At 60.8% G+C, this 13,145-nt stretch carries 14 protein-coding genes and 1 pseudogene; 6 read left to right on the top strand and 9 right to left on the bottom strand.

Annotated features, from left to right (window positions below; genetic code table 11):
- Window positions 1-487 (top strand): annotated as a pseudogene (locus DBR24_RS34200) (hypothetical protein); the annotation flags it as partial.
- On the opposite strand, the gene DBR24_RS28360 reads toward DBR24_RS34200, so the two are convergent.
- Both DBR24_RS28360 and DBR24_RS28355 read right to left on the bottom strand, forming a co-directional pair.
- Window positions 484-981: a DUF2442 domain-containing protein gene (locus tag DBR24_RS28360; RefSeq protein WP_128616351.1), complete on the bottom strand. Its 498-nt coding sequence runs from the start codon at window positions 979-981 to the stop codon at window positions 484-486. The pseudogene DBR24_RS34200 and the gene DBR24_RS28360 sit on opposite strands and share 4 nt — an antisense overlap.
- Window positions 969-1,199, bottom strand: a complete 231-nt coding sequence (locus DBR24_RS28355) for a DUF4160 domain-containing protein (RefSeq protein ID WP_128616350.1) — start codon at window positions 1,197-1,199, stop codon at window positions 969-971. The genes DBR24_RS28360 and DBR24_RS28355 overlap by 13 nt, the downstream gene beginning before the upstream one ends.
- A gap of 201 nt (window positions 1,200-1,400) precedes the next feature.
- On the opposite strand from DBR24_RS28355, the gene DBR24_RS28350 reads away from it, so the two are divergent.
- Both DBR24_RS28350 and DBR24_RS28345 read left to right on the top strand, forming a co-directional pair.
- Window positions 1,401-2,246, top strand: coding sequence for a MoxR family ATPase (locus tag DBR24_RS28350; protein WP_025110627.1), 846 nt, complete (start codon window positions 1,401-1,403; stop codon window positions 2,244-2,246).
- A 10-nt stretch (window positions 2,247-2,256) separates the two neighbouring features.
- A complete protein-coding gene (locus tag DBR24_RS28345) occupies window positions 2,257-3,435 on the top strand; it encodes a VWA domain-containing protein (RefSeq protein ID WP_007956512.1) in 1,179 nt (392 codons plus the stop codon).
- 118 nt (window positions 3,436-3,553) lie between these two features.
- Here DBR24_RS28345 and DBR24_RS28340 read toward each other — a convergent pair whose 3' ends face one another.
- From DBR24_RS28340 to DBR24_RS28325, 4 genes are all read right to left on the bottom strand, one after another.
- Window positions 3,554-4,477 carry a biotin-dependent carboxyltransferase family protein gene (locus DBR24_RS28340; RefSeq protein WP_123465523.1) on the bottom strand — a complete coding sequence of 308 codons (924 nt, stop codon included), beginning with the start codon at window positions 4,475-4,477 and terminating at the stop codon, window positions 3,554-3,556.
- On the bottom strand, window positions 4,474-5,178 hold the full coding sequence (gene pxpB / locus DBR24_RS28335) for a 5-oxoprolinase subunit PxpB (RefSeq protein ID WP_123465522.1): 705 nt from the start codon (window positions 5,176-5,178) through the stop codon (window positions 4,474-4,476). Before pxpB ends, DBR24_RS28340 begins: the two co-directional genes overlap by 4 nt.
- On the bottom strand, window positions 5,175-5,927 hold the full coding sequence (locus DBR24_RS28330; protein WP_123465520.1) for a 5-oxoprolinase subunit PxpA: 753 nt from the start codon (window positions 5,925-5,927) through the stop codon (window positions 5,175-5,177). The genes pxpB and DBR24_RS28330 overlap by 4 nt, the downstream gene beginning before the upstream one ends.
- A 78-nt stretch (window positions 5,928-6,005) precedes the next feature.
- A complete protein-coding gene (locus DBR24_RS28325; RefSeq protein ID WP_123465518.1) occupies window positions 6,006-7,292 on the bottom strand; it encodes an MFS transporter in 1,287 nt (428 codons plus the stop codon).
- A gap of 159 nt (window positions 7,293-7,451) precedes the next feature.
- Between DBR24_RS28325 and DBR24_RS28320 the strand changes: the two genes are divergently transcribed.
- Complete coding sequence (locus DBR24_RS28320; protein WP_128616349.1) at window positions 7,452-8,366, top strand: LysR family transcriptional regulator; 915 nt, start codon at window positions 7,452-7,454, stop codon at window positions 8,364-8,366.
- A 163-nt stretch (window positions 8,367-8,529) separates the two neighbouring features.
- On the opposite strand, the gene DBR24_RS28315 is transcribed toward DBR24_RS28320, so the two are convergent.
- From DBR24_RS28315 to DBR24_RS28305, 3 genes are read right to left on the bottom strand one after another with little or no spacing between them, the layout of a single operon-like run.
- Entirely contained in the window at window positions 8,530-9,072 is a 543-nt protein-coding gene (locus DBR24_RS28315) for a DUF2937 family protein (protein WP_128616348.1), read from the bottom strand.
- Between the two features lie 12 nt (window positions 9,073-9,084).
- Window positions 9,085-9,861, bottom strand: a complete 777-nt coding sequence (locus tag DBR24_RS28310; protein WP_025110635.1) for a class II glutamine amidotransferase — start codon at window positions 9,859-9,861, stop codon at window positions 9,085-9,087.
- Between the two features lie 16 nt (window positions 9,862-9,877).
- Window positions 9,878-10,375 carry a hypothetical protein gene (locus DBR24_RS28305; RefSeq protein WP_064586450.1) on the bottom strand — a complete coding sequence of 166 codons (498 nt, stop codon included), beginning with the start codon at window positions 10,373-10,375 and terminating at the stop codon, window positions 9,878-9,880.
- 235 nt (window positions 10,376-10,610) lie between these two features.
- Here DBR24_RS28305 and DBR24_RS28300 point away from each other — a divergent pair, with 235 nt between their 5' ends.
- Together DBR24_RS28300 and DBR24_RS28295 are read left to right on the top strand one after the other, a co-directional pair.
- Window positions 10,611-12,665, top strand: coding sequence for a S9 family peptidase (locus DBR24_RS28300; RefSeq protein WP_128616347.1), 2,055 nt, complete (start codon window positions 10,611-10,613; stop codon window positions 12,663-12,665).
- Between the two features lie 236 nt (window positions 12,666-12,901).
- On the top strand, window positions 12,902-13,145 hold a 244-nt coding region (locus DBR24_RS28295), incomplete at its 3' end, for a cyclic nucleotide-binding domain-containing protein (protein ID WP_146189140.1).

The raw sequence follows: 13,145 nt of genomic DNA, 5'->3' as shown, positions 1-13,145 counted from the left end.
GCTGGGGCATGCACCACTGGAAACCACCGCCACCTTCGACCCGCTGAGCAATTTCGAAGACTTCCAGTTCCGCCTGCGTGCCCGTGACATCGAACTCAAGCGCATGAACGACTTCGCCTCGGCCTACGGCAAGTTCGATTTCAACGCCGGCCACGGCGACGTGGTCATCGAAGCCCAGGCGAAAAAAGCTCAGGTCAGTGGCTACATCAAGCCACTGCTGCGTGACGTCGAAGTGTTCAATTGGCAACAGGACGTGGAAAACAAGGACAAGAGCATCTTCCGCTCAGTCTGGGAGGCCATCGTCGGCGGCTCGGAAACCGTGTTGAAGAACCAGGCCAAAAACCAGTTCGCCACCAAGGTCGAACTCAGTGGCAACGTGCATCAGCAAAACATCAATGGATTCGAAGCGTTCTTGCAGATTTTGCGCAATGGTTTCATCCAGGCTTTCAATGCGCGGTATGAACGGCCGAAGCCGGATGCGGGCTAAGACTTACGATTGACCACATATCGACCAGACTCTTCAGCTGCCAGCGTGGACTTTTGCTGCAATGAGTCCCAACCGAGACAAGCCAAGGCTAATGACCTTGGCACCGTCTCCCGCCCGTTACTGTATCGGCTGATGCTGCGGGCACTGACACCCAGCGCCTCGGCTGCCTGATTCAGAGAGAGTCCGGTACGTGCGCGCCAACCGATGAAAATACGGGTGTTTTCATCGGCAGTGTTTTGAGCCAGTGCATCCATATAAAGCGTGTCTGCGCCAATCTGTATATCGGGCTCGAGCCATTCGACAGTCCAGCCATGGTCGTCCAGGGTCGCAGTCGCAAACAGTTCGGGATCCAGCAATGGTTGCAGACCTGGATAAGCGTGGATATCTCGGCGCAGATCAAGCGTCAGATCCTGACCATCAATAAAAGTCAGTTTCAATCGAAAATCCGACAGTGCCTGCACAGCCGACAGACGAGGCCTTTTCATGGGTAACATCGTTTCCAGTCCTCCCGCAGTTGCGCTTGATGAGCCGCCACCCAAGCCAATGCGTCCTCGATAATCAGCGGTGGTGCCTTGCCCGTCGTGACTTCAACGGTTTCAACGCTCAGCATCACTTCCACCCCGCCACCGATCAAGTGGACATGGGGTGGAGGGTGATCCTTCTCGCGCAACTGAATGCGGTATTTGTCGCGAAATCGGTATTGAGTCGTCATGCCCGACAGGCTATCGCCAAATCGGCGATACTCGAATGCTGGCCCCGCGCCGAAACCGAGTCAACATGTGACGCCCCATTCAGAGACTGAATAAGCCGTCTGCGTTCACAGTCGACCGGGCTGCGCGTTATAGTCGGGGCATCCGATTATTCGCCCCCGCCCTGCCCGTGCAGGTCGGCGTTACCGTTCGAGGATTAGCAGATGAAGTTCGAAGGCACCCAGGCCTACGTCGCCACCGATGACCTGAAGCTGGCGGTCAACGCCGCTATCACCCTGGAGCGGCCGCTGCTGGTCAAGGGCGAACCGGGCACCGGCAAGACCATGCTCGCCGAGCAACTGGCCGAATCGTTCGGCGCCAAGCTGATCACCTGGCACATCAAGTCCACCACCAAGGCCCACCAGGGTCTGTACGAGTACGATGCGGTCAGTCGTCTGCGCGACTCGCAACTGGGCAACGAAAAAGTCCACGACGTGCGCAACTACCTGAAGAAGGGCAAGCTGTGGGAAGCGTTCGAGTCCGAAGAGCGGGTCATTCTGCTGATCGACGAAATCGACAAGGCCGACATCGAGTTCCCTAACGACTTGCTGCAAGAACTCGACAAGATGGAGTTCTACGTTTACGAGATCGACGAAACGATCAAGGCCAAAAAGCGCCCGATCATCATCATTACCTCCAACAACGAGAAAGAGCTGCCGGACGCTTTCCTGCGCCGCTGCTTCTTCCACTACATCGCCTTTCCGGACCGCACCACCCTGCAGAAAATCGTCGACGTGCACTACCCGGACATCAAGAAGGATCTGGTCAGCGAAGCGCTGGACGTGTTCTTCGACGTGCGCAAGGTGCCGGGCCTGAAGAAGAAGCCGTCGACCTCGGAACTGGTGGACTGGCTGAAGCTGCTGATGGCTGACAACATCGGCGAAGCGGTGCTGCGCGAGCGCGATCCGACCAAAGCCATTCCGCCGCTGGCCGGTGCGCTGGTGAAGAACGAGCAGGACGTGCAACTGCTTGAGCGTCTGGCGTTCATGAGCCGTCGCGGCTCTCGATAAGGGCATCGTCATGCTGCTCAACCTGTTCAATGAAATGCGTGCAGCCAAGGTGCCGGTGTCGGTGCGCGAGCTGCTCGACCTGATCAACGCGCTGAAACAGCGCGTGACCTTCGCCGACATGGACGAGTTCTACTACTTGTCGCGGGCGATCCTGGTCAAGGACGAACGGCATTTCGACAAGTTCGACCGCGCGTTCGGCGCTTACTTCAATGGCCTGGAAAAACTCGACGATCACTTGCAGGCGCTGATTCCCGAAGACTGGTTGCGCAAGGAATTCGAGCGTTCGCTGACCGATGAAGAGCGCGCGCAGATTCAGTCCCTCGGCGGCCTCGACAAGCTGATCGAAGAGTTCAAGAAGCGCCTGGAAGAACAGAAGGAACGCCACGCCGGCGGCAACAAATGGATCGGCACCGGCGGCACCAGTCCGTTCGGTTCCGGCGGTTTCAACCCGGAAGGCATCCGTGTCGGCGATGCCGGCAAGCGTCAGGGCAAAGCCGTCAAAGTCTGGGATCAGCGCGAGTACAAGAACCTCGACGACTCGGTGGAACTGGGCACGCGCAACATCAAGGTCGCCCTGCGTCGTCTGCGCAAGTTCGCCCGCCAGGGCGCGGCGGAAGAGCTGGACATCGACGGCACCATCGACCACACCGCCAAGGACGCCGGCCTGCTGAATATCCAGATGCGTCCGGAACGGCGCAACACGGTGAAGCTGTTGTTGCTGTTCGACATCGGCGGCTCGATGGATGCACACGTGAAGATCTGCGAGGAACTGTTCTCGGCCTGCAAGACCGAGTTCAAGCATCTGGAGTACTTCTACTTCCACAACTTCATTTATGAATCGGTGTGGAAGAACAACATGCGCCGCACCTCTGAGCGCACCTCGACCCAGGACCTGCTGCACAAGTACGGTGCCGACTATAAAGTGATCTTCATCGGTGACGCTGCGATGGCGCCGTATGAAATCACCCAGGCCGGCGGCAGCGTCGAGCACTGGAACGAAGAGCCGGGCTACGTGTGGATGCAGCGCTTCATGGAGAAGTACAAGAAGCTCATCTGGATCAATCCGTATCCAAAGGACACGTGGGGCTATACCTCGTCGACCAATATCGTGCGTGATTTGATCGAGGATCAGATGTATCCGCTGACCCTGCGCGGGTTGGAAGAAGGGATGCGGTTTCTGTCCAAATAATTGCTGCTGTCTGGACGGACGCCATCGCGGACAAGCCCGCTCCCACAGTTCTCGAGTTGGACACAAATCTTGTGAACACCACTGGACACTGTGGGAGCCGGGCTTGCCCGCGATGCTTTTAGCGAATCAAAAAGCGCTGCAAATACTCGACATGCTCCCGGTGCGCGACTTCCTGCACCACCGGCCTCAACCGCACCTGCGCCCCCGGCAGACACTGCGCCAGACGCGCCAGCGCCAACGGCGTCAACGCCCCCAACCGCGGATAGCCGCCAATGGTCTGCCGATCATTGAGCAGCACAATCGGCTGCCCGTCCGGCGGCACCTGCACCGCACCCAACGCAATCCCCTCGGAAATCATCGGCTGGCCCTGATACTGCAACGCTTTGCCCAGCAGCCGAATGCCCATGCGGTCGGCGCGACTGTCGAGCGTCCACCGACTGTTGAAGACATCAAACAGACTTTGCCCACTGAACTGGCCGATCTGTGCGCCGAGCACCAGGTCCAGCGGCGTATTCAGCCGCAAATCAGGTCGATGTTCCTGCGACATTTCACGCACCGGCAGCACGTCTGCGTGGTAACTCAGCGTCGCGCCCTTGGCCAGTGGCAATCCCAGCCCCTCGAGACCACCGAGCTCTTCGCGCACCACGGTGGCGCTGCTGCCCAGCACCTTCGGCGCATCAAAACCACCGGGGGCTGCCAGATAAGCCCGGGCCCCGAGCAACGGTTGGGTGAACTGCAGTTGCTGACCTTTGCCCAGTTTGAAACTGCGCCATGGCGCCAATGGCTGACCGTCGATTCGTGCATCGAGATCAGCGCCGGCCAACGCCAGCCAGCAATCCTCCTGCGCTACCACGGCAAACCCGCCGAGGGTGATTTCGATCACCGGCAGGTCCAGTCGATTACCCAGTAGCCAGTTGGCCCAGCTCATCGAACACCAGTCCGCCGCGCCGCCCTGGGTCACGCCCAAATGGCGAACGCCAAAACGCCCGGCATCCTGCAACAAGCACAGGGGCGTGCTCGCCTCTATCATCAGTCGGCTCATGTCAGCGCCTCCAGCGGGGTGTCGTCGCCGCCAAGATTAATGAACTCGGCGTGACTGACCGCTTCGAATCGCACCGTGTCCCCCGGCTGCATCAGGCTGTAACCGTCGCGATGGCGGTCGAACAGTTTGGCCGGGGTGCGCCCGATCAGGTTCCAGCCACCGGGAGACACCACGGGATACGCGGCGGTCTGGCGCTCGGCGATACCGACGCTGCCAGCGGCGACTTTCTTGCGCGGGGTGTCCAGACGCGGCGCTGCCAGCACCTCTTCCACCAGCCCCATGAAGGCAAAACCCGGGGCAAACCCAAGCGCAAAGACCTGATATTCCCGGCCACTGTGACGCCGGATCACCTCCTCCACCGACAAGCCGCTGCGTTGCGCCAACAGGCTCAACTCGGGGCCGACACTGAGGTCGTACCAGACCGGCAGCACATGACACTGGCCGGCCGTTCGGGCATTCGGCGACAGCTCGATCAGGGCTTGCGCGATCAATTCACGGGCCTGATTCGGGCTCAGCGCGGTCAGGTCGTAATGCACCATCAACGTGGTGTAGGACGGCACCAGGTCGATCAACTGAGCGCCAAACGTGGCCCGCAGGCGTTCACTGGCGGCGAGCATCCACGGCATGTTGGCTTCGGCGATTTCATCGAACAGGCGCAGCATCAGGCAGTCCAGGGCCACCACTTCAATCCGTGGGTTCATGGCGCGCTCTGCTGGTTCAGGGCCTCACGAATGCGTTGCACGGCGGCCACCGAACTGGCGTTGTCGCCATGCACGCACAAGGTGTTGGCCTGCAGATGCAGCGCGCTGCCGTCGCTGGCGACGAGGTCGCCGCCACGGGCGATGGTCAGGGCCTGTTCGATGATGGTTTGCGCATCGTGATGCACTGCGCCCGGCTGTTGCCGCGATACCAGTCTGCCGGCACTGTCGTAGGCACGGTCGGCGAAGGCTTCGAACCACAGGGTCACGCCGTACTCGTCACCGAGCTGTTGCGCCAACGCGTTGTCGCGGGTGGCCATCAGCATCAGCGGCAAGCTGCGATCGTAAGCGGCGACAGCTTGAATCACTGCACGCAATTGCGCCGGGTTGGCCATCATGTCGTTGTACATCGCACCGTGGGGTTTGACGTAGCTGACTCGCCCGCCCTGTGCCCGACAAATGCCGTCGAGGGCGCCGATCTGATAATGCAGGATGTCTTGCAGTTCTTGCGCCGAATACGCCATCGAGCGGCGGCCGAAACCGACCAGATCCTGATAGGCCGGATGCGCACCGATCTGTACGCCGTGGCTCAAGGCGAGGCTGACGGTTTTGCGCATGATGCCCGGATCACCGGCATGGAACCCGCAGGCCACATTGGCGCAATCAATGAAAGGCATGACTTCGGCGTCCAGACCCATGGTCCAGCTGCCGAAACTCTCGCCAATGTCGCAATTCAATAACAGGCGGCTCACGGTCAACACTCCTGTAGCTTTTTGTCTTTCTATCCGTAGGACAAATGCCCGGTGGGCACTGCCCCCGCAGGTTATCAGTTACTGCGCATCCAGTTGCTTGCCGCGGGTTTCCGGCAGGCTCAACGCCGCCAGGATCACCACCCCGTAGGACACCGCCGCGAACGCGCCGATACCCACGCTCAGCGGGACTTTCTGACTGAGCAAGCCGATCAGCAGCGGAAACAGCGCCGCCAGCGCCCGGCCGATGTTGTAGCAAAACCCTTGGCCCGAACCGCGAATCCGCGTAGGAAACAGCTCGGTGAGAAACGCGCCCATGCCGCTGAAAATTCCCGAAGCAAAAAAGCCCAGCGGAAAACCCAGCCACAGCATCACGCCGTTGCTGACGGGCATCTGCGTGTACAGCAAGACGATGGTGAACGAGCCGACCGCAAACAGGATGAAATTCTTTTTACGTCCCAACAGGTCGGTGAGATAAGCACTGATCACATAACCGACGTAGGAACCGACGATCACCATTGCCAGATAACCGCCGGTGCCGAGCACGCTCAAACCGCGTTCATTCTTGAGGAATGTCGGTAGCCAGGAGGTGATCGCGTAGTAGCCGCCCAAAGCGCCGGTGGTCAACAGAGAGGCGCGGAACGTGGTGAACAGCATGCCGGGGGCGAAAATCTCGTAGAACTTTGCCGAATTCTCCGGGGTTTGCGCAGCCTTGGCCTCGCGATAGATCTCCGGATCTTTCACCAGGCGACGGACGAAAATCACAAAAATCGCCGGCACGATGCCGAGGATGAACAGCGCGCGCCAGGCGTCTTCCGGCGGCAATACCGAGAACAGCAGCGCATACAGAATCGCTGTCAGCCCCCAGCCCAGGGCCCAGCCGGATTGCACCATGCCCACCGCTTTGCCGCGGTCCTTGGCGCGGATCACTTCACCGATCAGCACCGCGCCGGCGGTCCACTCGCCGCCGAAACCGAAGCCCATCAGGGTGCGGGCGATCAGCAGTTGCTCATAGTTCTGGGCGAAGCCGCAGAGGAAGGTGAAGAAGGCGAACCACAGCACCGTCAGTTGCAGGGTGCGCACGCGGCCGATGCGGTCGGAGAGAATCCCCGCCACCCAGCCGCCGATGGCCGAGGCGATCAGGGTGCTGGTGTGAATCAGCCCGGCCTGCCCGGTGCTGATGCCCCACATGGCGATCAGGGTCGGCACCACGAAGCTGAGCATCTGCGTGTCCATGCCGTCCAGACCGTAGCCGATCTTGCAGCTCCAGAACGTGCGACGCTCTTGCTGATTGATGTTGCGATACCAGTCGAACGGCCCCGGACGCGCCGTTGCCGTGGATGCTTCTAGGGTGTCGGGAGCACTCATGGCTTATCTCCGCAGGTTTTTTATTGGTCTTGTTCGTAGCCCCGACGACGCCTATCGTGGGGGCCGGATACGCCGACTTTTGGGCGCGTCGCCCGGCTGCGTCCAACGAATAAAAACCCGCCTTAGGCATAAGAAAAATTTGTCACCCGAGCCGTTGCCATGAATCTGAAGTTTCTCGAGACCTTTGTCTGGGTCGCCCGGCTGCGGAGTTTTCGCCTGACCGCCGACAAGCTGTTCACCACCCAGGCGTCGATTTCCAGCCGCATCGCGGTGCTCGAGGGCGAGCTGGGGGTGAAGCTGTTTTTGCGTGATTCACGCGGCGTCAGCCTGACGCCCGAAGGCCTGAAGGTGCTGGACTATGCCGAGCAGATGCTCGACACCATGCAGGCGCTGAAGCACTCGATCGAGACCCGTTCGAGCAAGGTCGGCCGGGTGCGCATCGGGGTGATGGACACGGTGATCCACACCTGGCTCAGCCCGTTGGTGGCGCAGATGACTGATCTGTATCCACGGGTGGAAATCGAGCTGGTGGCGGATACGTCGTTGAACCTCTGCGATCAGTTGCAAAAAGGCTTTCTCGATATCGTCCTGCAAACTGACCTGATCCGCCATGAAAGCGTGCGCAGTCTGGAGCTGGCCAGTCATCCGCTGGGCTGGATCGTCGCCAGTAACTCAATCTACAACCGCGACTACGCCGACCTGGCCGAACTGGCGCAGGAACGGATCATCACCTACTCGAAAAACTCCCGGCCGCATCAGGACCTCCTGGCGCTGATGCAGGCCAACGGCGTGCTGACGCCACGTTTGAACTGCGTGAATTCGGTGTCGGCGATCACGCGGTTGTTGCGTGATGGATTTGGCATCGGCGTGCTACCACCGGTGTTGGTCGCCGAGGAGTTGGCGCGAGGCGAATTGACCTTGCTGGACATTGATCAGCGACCGCCAAATTTGCAGGTGGTGGTGTCTTGGCGGGTGGGGGTTGAGTGGGTCGAGGAGATCGTGACGTTGTGTCAGCAGGTGCTGGGGGACTATGCGCGCAAGGTGGGCGATAACTACATCACCCTCACTGACTGATCACACCTGTGGTGAGGGGATTTATCCCCGATGGGCTGCGTAGCAGCCCTTAAACCTGCAGCATCAGGTTTATCTGACACACCATAAGGGGGCCGCTTTGCGCCCCATCGGGGATAAATCCCCTCACCACAAAATCCCCTCACTTCAAGGGATTGTGCAGAACTTACAAGCCACGCACGTCGCGGTCTTCGATCGGCCGGCTCTGGCGCAAACGCCGGCCGCCCAGCACCACCCAGTCAATCAGACGAATCAGGCACTCGATGCCGAACGACAGCAACAATGCCCCGCTCATGCCCCAGATCATCGCCTCTGGCGTCAGCAGGATCTGGTAGCTGTAACCGTTCCAGGTTTCCTTGCGAATGTCGGGATCCGCCGCCAGCACCACCTGCAGAAAGCGGATGTACCACGGGCCTTGCATCGCCTGGTATTGCTTGTCCAGCGCGATCTGCCGGTTGAGCAAGGTGCTCAGGCTGTCGGCATCGCTGCGAAACACCGGGTCTTCACTGGCACGGTAATGCGCGACCAGCGCCTGCAAGTCGCCCTTGAAGAACTGCTCGGCAGTACCCTGGAAACCACGCAGACCGGTTTGCGCCTCGATCAGATGCGCCTCGACGCGTTTGGCGTAATCGCTGATGAACCCCGGCACCTGGACACCGATCAACAGGCCCGCCGCAAACAACACCAGCCGTAGATAACTGAGCAACATGGGGTGCAATCCTTATTCGGTCGTGCCCTGGCTGACGCATTCGCCGCGTCGCCACAGGCTCCATTGGCCCGGTTCGTAGCGGGTCCAGGTTTCATTTTCGGTCAAAGGCTCGGTGGCGATCACCGTGACCACGTCGTTGGGCGTGGTTTCGGCCTGGAAATCGACGATCACATCGACGTCCTTGAGCCGTGCCGGACCGAACGGCGCGCGTCGGGTGATCTGTGCCAGTTTGGTCGAGCAATAGCAGAACAGCCAGTCGCCGTCGCTGAGCAGGCAGTTGAACACGCCTTTGCTGCGGTATTCGGCGCACGCGGCGACCAGATCCGGCAACAGCACTTCTATATCGACCGGTTCCGGGAAGGCTGCACGCACGCGGTTGAGCAAATCGCAGAACGCCGCTTCGCTGTCGGTGTCGCCCACCGGGCGGTAGAAACTCTTGATCGGGGTGAAATCGGCGAGCTGGCCGTTGTGCGCGAAACACCAGTTGCGCCCCCACAGTTCACGCACGAACGGGTGGGTGTTGGACAGGCAGACCTTGCCCACGTTGGCCTGACGAATATGGCCGATGACCACTTCGCTCTTGATCGGATAACGTTGTACCAGATTGGCGACTTCCGACTCACTGCTGGCGGCCGGGTCCTGAAACAGGCGCAAACCGCGACCTTCATAGAAGGCGATGCCCCAGCCGTCGCGGTGCGGGCCGGTACGCCCGCCGCGCTGCATCAGGCCGGTGAAGCTGAACACGATATCGGTCGGCACGTTGGCACTCATGCCCAGTAATTCACACATGTGCGGACTCTCGGGATTACAGACGCGGCTCGACCCGCATGCGCTGCGGATTGTTCGGCACCGGCGGACGACCGTAGCGGTCATCACCGGCAGCGCCGAACGGTTGATCGTCGTCACGGTCATCGGCACGCGCCGCCGCTTTGGCGGCCTCGGCCTGCTCGCGACGGGCGCGGGAGGCGCGTTCGATCGGGAAGCGGATCAACACGAAAATCAGGTAGATGCCAAAGGCGATCATGCCGTACATGAACAGGTCGGAAATCGCCCGCCAGGCGTTGTTGCCGACCTTGAAGGCCAGATCCAGCGCAGTGATGGCGATGGACGGTGCAACCTTGGCTTTCACCGGGTCAATGATGGTCGGGCTGAACAGCAACACCGCCATCAGCACCCGCAGCGGCTCGCGCAGCCAGCGCCACATCCAGCGGGTCAGGCGCATCCATACCAACAGGCAGCCTACAGCGGCAAAGGCGTAGAGGCCCCAGGCGATCAGATAGTCGTTCTCGGTCATGGTGTCCATGGCAAGGCAGGCAAAGAGGCGCTTATAGTAACGACTTTTCGTCCGCCAGGCTTGTCCCAATGCCAGACGGCCAGCAGCCAACCTGTGGGAGCGAGCTTGCTCGCGAAAGCGGTGGGTCAGTGAAACAAATGTCATCTGACACGACGCCTTCGCGAGCAAGCTCGCTCCCACAGGGGTCGGTGGCGGTCTCAAGAGCGGCGCCCCCCTATTTCCGAACATTGTCCGAGAGCCTTCCATGCCCCAATCCGCCCACGTCATCACTGCTCCGATTGCCCACAAGGCACCCGGTGCCGACCCGTATGCCTGGCTGCAGGAGCGCGACACCGACGCGGTGCTCGACTACCTCAAGGCTGAAAACGCTTATCAGGAAGCACAAACCGCCGACCAGACCGAACTGCGCGAAAGCCTGTTCGAAGAGATCAAGGGCCGGATTCTCGAAACCGACCTGTCCCTGCCCTCGCCGTGGGGTCCGTATCTGTATTACACGCGCACCACCGCTGGCGACGAATACGCCCGGCATTACCGCTGCCCGCGTCCGGCGGACGACAGCCTGACCCTCGACGAAAGCCGCGAGCAACTGCTGCTCGACCCGAACGTGCTGGCCAATGGCGGCTTTTTCTCTCTCGGCGCGTTCAGCATCAGCCCGGATCACCAGCGCCTGGCCTACAGCGTCGACGCGTCGGGCGACGAGATCTACACGCTGTTCGTCAAGGAACTGGCCAATGACAAGGTCAGCGAACTGGAATTCGAAGACTGCGACGGCAGCATGACCTGGGCCAACGACAGCCTGACCCTGTTTTTCGGGGTACTCGACGACACCCACCGCCCGCACAAACTGTTTCGCTACCGCCTCGACGGCACCGCCGCCGAAGAGGTGTTCCACGAGCCGGACGGGCGTTTCTTCCTGCATTGCTATCGCTCCAGCTCCGAACAGCAATTACTGCTGACCTTGGGCAGCAAGACCACCACTGAAGTCTGGGCACTGGACGCGCATCAGCCGCACCTGCCCTTCACCTGCCTGGCGCCACGGGTCGAAGATCACGAATACGACGTCGACCACGGCATGCTCGATGGCGCATGGACCTGGTTCATCCGCACCAACCGCGACGGCATCAACTTCGCCCTGTATCAGGCGCCGGACACCGGGGTCGCGCCGAGCGAAGCCGACTGGCAGAACCTGATCGCGCACAGCGACACGGTGATGCTCGACGGCGTCACCCTCAACGCCGAGGCCATGACCCTGAGCCTGCGCGAAGGCGGCCTGCCGATCATCGAGGTGCACTCACAGGGTCTGCCCTCGTATCGCGTGCAACTGCCGGATGCGGCCTACAGCCTCTATGTGCAAAACAGCCTGGAGTTCGACAGCGATCGCATTCGTCTGCGCTACGAGGCGTTGAACCGTCCGGCGCAGGTGCGACAGTTGCTGCTGGCCACCGGCGAGCAAACCGTCCTCAAGGAAACCCCGGTGCTCGGCCCGTTCGACGCCGACGCCTACGTCAGCCAACGCCTGTGGGCCACCGCGCCGGACGGCACGCAGGTGCCGATCAGCCTGGTGATGAAGCGCGAAATGGTCGGCAAAGCGGTGCCGCTGTACCTTTACGGTTATGGCGCCTACGGCTCCAGCCTCGACCCGTGGTTCTCCCACGCGCGCCTGAGTCTGCTTGATCGCGGCATGGCGTTTGCCATCGCCCACGTGCGTGGCGGCGGCGAGCTGGGCGAAGCCTGGTACCGCGCCGGCAAACAGGAACACAAGCACAACACCTTCAGCGATTTCATTGCCTGCGCCGAATTCCTGATCCTCAACGGCATCACCACCGCCGAGAAACTGGCGATCAGCGGCGGCAGTGCCGGGGGTCTGCTGATCGGCGCGGTGCTCAATCAGCGCCCGGACCTGTTCGGCGTGGCGATTGCCGAAGTGCCGTTCGTCGACGTGCTCAACACCATGCTCGACCCGGAGCTGCCGCTGACCGTCACCGAATACGACGAATGGGGTAACCCCGAAGAGCCGGACGTCTATGAGCGGATCAAGGCCTACGCTCCTTACGAAAACGTCACCGCGCAGGCCTATCCGGCAACACTGGTGATCGCCGGCTACAACGACAGCCGCGTGCAGTACTGGGAAGCGGCCAAATGGGTGGCGAAACTGCGGGCGACCAAGACCGACGATAACGTGCTGCTGCTCAAGACCGAACTCGGCGCCGGGCACGGCGGGATGAGCGGGCGTTATCAGGGATTACGTGACGTAGCGCTCGAATACGCATTTGTTTTCAAGGTTCTGGGGTTGGCCTGAGGAACTCCGTCGGTCACTTGGGTCTTAATTCCAGACCCTTGTGGCGAGGGGATTTATCCCCGTTGGTCTGCGAAGCAGCCCCAAGAACTGCAAATTCGGTATCCCTGAAGTACCGTATTGGCAGGATTTGCGACTGCTGCGCAGCCGAGCGGGTCTTAATCCCCTCGCCACAAAAGCGTGTTCACACGGGATCCGTGTGAGGCCTTGAAATGTGAAAACAAAAAGACCGCAATGACATGTCAGAACCCACTCTACTGAACAACGAAATCCGTGACTGGCTGATGGACTGCGGCCTGTTCGATCAATTGCAGCTGGCGGACTTTGCCGCGGCCTCCGGCTACTTCAGCATCAGCACCGTGGCGCAAGGCGAGGCGATTTTCCACGAAGGCGATGCCGGCAGCTTCATGTGCATCATTCACACCGGGCAGGTCGCGGTGCAGAAAACCGGCGCCGACGGCCAGGTCATCACCATGGCCACCC

The organism is Pseudomonas sp. HMWF006, assembly GCF_003061205.1.
GTDB classification, from domain to species: Bacteria; Pseudomonadota; Gammaproteobacteria; order Pseudomonadales; family Pseudomonadaceae; genus Aquipseudomonas; species Aquipseudomonas monsensis.
Note: the sequence above shows the minus strand (reverse complement) of the source record. Positions and strands in the feature narration are given on the sequence as shown.